This window comes from Corynebacterium pilbarense, from assembly GCF_026930265.1.
Classification (GTDB): domain Bacteria; phylum Actinomycetota; class Actinomycetes; order Mycobacteriales; family Mycobacteriaceae; genus Corynebacterium; species Corynebacterium pilbarense.
Map to the genome: position 1 here is coordinate 1 of NZ_JANRML010000112.1, position 608 is coordinate 608.

A 608-nucleotide genomic window follows, 5' to 3' on the forward strand; every position below is an offset into this window, starting at 1 on the left:
TATATTTGGTATATTACATATTATAAAATAAATGTTCAAGCAATAAATGCCTATGTGGTCCCACATAACATTGAATGTTACAAATGTCATAACTATGGACACATAGCCAGTGATTGTAGAAGCATGATCGATACTTCCATGAAAGACAATACTGATATCAGATATAAGAAAGTATGGATAAGAAAACAGGAAGAACAGGTGAACAAAGACCAGGTACCAGAGATCGCAAGATTGATAATAAAACGAGATGAAGAAAATTCTACAGAGAAAAAGAAAGATGTCAGATACAGAAAGGTTTGGAAAATAACTGAAAGAAAGGAAGGACAGGTAAATAAGGAACAGGTTCAAGAGATTGTACTTTCAGACATTGTAGTGAAAGATGAATCCACAGATAGAAAGAAAGAAGTCAGAGCTCAGAGAGATGATGAATCTACCAATGAAGATGATGATGAATACACATCAGAGCAGGAATTGTTCTGATCCATCCAACTTAGATACTCCTAGGTAATATGAATATTAGAAAGGGGGAGTCTATGCGATAGTTGTGACAGACCAAAGAACCATCCTTCGAGCAACTTGCAGAGTTTGAGAAGATAGATCCAGAGCAG

At 35.7% G+C, this 608-nt stretch carries 1 protein-coding gene; it reads left to right on the forward strand.

The features are described 5' to 3' along the window. Positions 1 to 480 (forward strand): C2HC-type zinc finger protein (locus NUW87_RS11505; RefSeq protein ID WP_269028664.1); only part of this gene is annotated, 480 nt, incomplete at its 5' end. Positions 481 to 608: the final 128 nt, after the last annotated feature.